This window comes from Acidithiobacillus ferriphilus, assembly GCF_018854775.1.
GTDB classification, from domain to species: domain Bacteria; phylum Pseudomonadota; class Gammaproteobacteria; order Acidithiobacillales; family Acidithiobacillaceae; genus Acidithiobacillus; species Acidithiobacillus ferriphilus.
Genome location: NZ_JAAZTY010000241.1, coordinates 1 through 1,429, shown reverse-complemented (window position 1 = coordinate 1,429; position 1,429 = coordinate 1). Strand labels below are relative to the sequence as shown.

At 63.1% G+C, this 1,429-nt stretch carries 2 protein-coding genes; both read left to right on the top strand.

Going from position 1 to position 1,429, the window contains the following annotated elements; all coding sequences use genetic code 11:
• A partial coding sequence (locus HF921_RS12850) for a heme o synthase (protein ID WP_215893121.1) occupies positions 1 to 769 on the top strand: 769 nt, incomplete at its 5' end.
• Between the two features lie 40 nt (positions 770 to 809).
• On the top strand, positions 810 to 1,429 hold a 620-nt coding region (locus HF921_RS12845; RefSeq protein WP_215893961.1), incomplete at its 3' end, for an MFS transporter.

Here is a 1,429-nt window from a genome sequence, read left to right as displayed (position 1 = left end):
AGCGCTCGCTGGTCTGGTTGGCATCGCGCTGGCCGGCGGGGCAGGGGGTGTCCTCAACCAGATCGTCGAACCCGCCCTCGACCAGCACATGCACCGCACCCTCCACCGGCCGCTGGCCGAAGGGCGCGTCAGCCGCACCGGCGCCATCCTGTATGCCGCCGTCCTGATGGGTGCCGCCATCGCCATCCTCGCCTGGGGCACCAACCCGCTGACCCTGGTGCTGACCCTGGTGGGCACCGTCGGCTACGGCGTCGTCTATACCCTCTACCTCAAGCCCAGCACCCCCTGGAACATCGTTTGGGGTGGTCTCGCCGGCGCCTTGCCGCCGCTGATTGGCTGGAGCGCCATCACCGGCAGTCTCGCCGCGCTGCCCCTGGTTCTCGTCCTGCTGGTTTTCGTCTGGACCCCCGCGCACTTCTGGCCACTGGCCATTTGCTGTCGGCAAGACTATGCCAAAGCCTGCATTCCCATGCTCCCGGTGACCCACGGCGTGGATCGCACCCGCAAGGAGATCTTGAACTACGCCATCCTCACCTGGATCGTCAGCCTGGTTCCCGTCTTTCTTACCGGTGACTGGGTGTATGGCGCTATCGCCGCGCTCTCCGGTGCCTGGTTTGTAAGGATGGCCCTGCACCTCAAAGCCCTGCCGGAAGGCCAAGAGATGGACCGCTACGCCCGGCGGATGTTCGCCTACTCCATCTCCTACCTCTTCCTGCTCTTTACGGCCCTGATTCTGGGTAAACTGGTGATGGGTTATGGCTTCTTCTGAGACCCCCCCTCGCGGCAAAGGCCGCGCCAAAGGCCCGCCCATGAGCCCGCTCGAAAAGCGGGCCGTGAGTGGTCTGAGTTTCATCTACGTGGCGCGCATGCTCGGTCTTTTTATGCTGATGCCCGTACTGGCGCTGGATAATGAGCAACTCCGCCACAGCACACCACTCCTGCTGGGCCTGGCCATCGGCATCTACGGACTGGCCCAGGCCGCCCTCCAGTTTCCCTTCGGGGTTGCCTCCGACCGTTTCGGGCGCAAACGCGTGCTGGTTTTCGGGATCCTGATTTTTGTGCTGGGCTCCTTCTTGGGAGCGGTTACCCACAATATCTGGGGCATCATTCTCGCTCGTCTGCTGCAAGGTGCCGGAGCCGTATCCTCGGTACTGCTGGCCAGCGCCGGTGATCTGACCGGCGAGCAGCATCGCACCAAAGCCATGGCCGCCATCGGCGGTAGCATCGCCATAGCTTATGTGCTGGGTATGGCCTTAGGCCCGGTATTTTATGGTGTATGGGGTCTGACGGGCGTTTTTTTGGTCGCCGCTGCACTCGGTGTTCTCGCGCTCTTTCCGCTGTGGAAAGTCATCCCCCCCATACCGCAGGACCATCAGCAGCGCATGGGCGGTTGGCGGGATGCGCTAAGGATGTTCAAACATCCATCGGT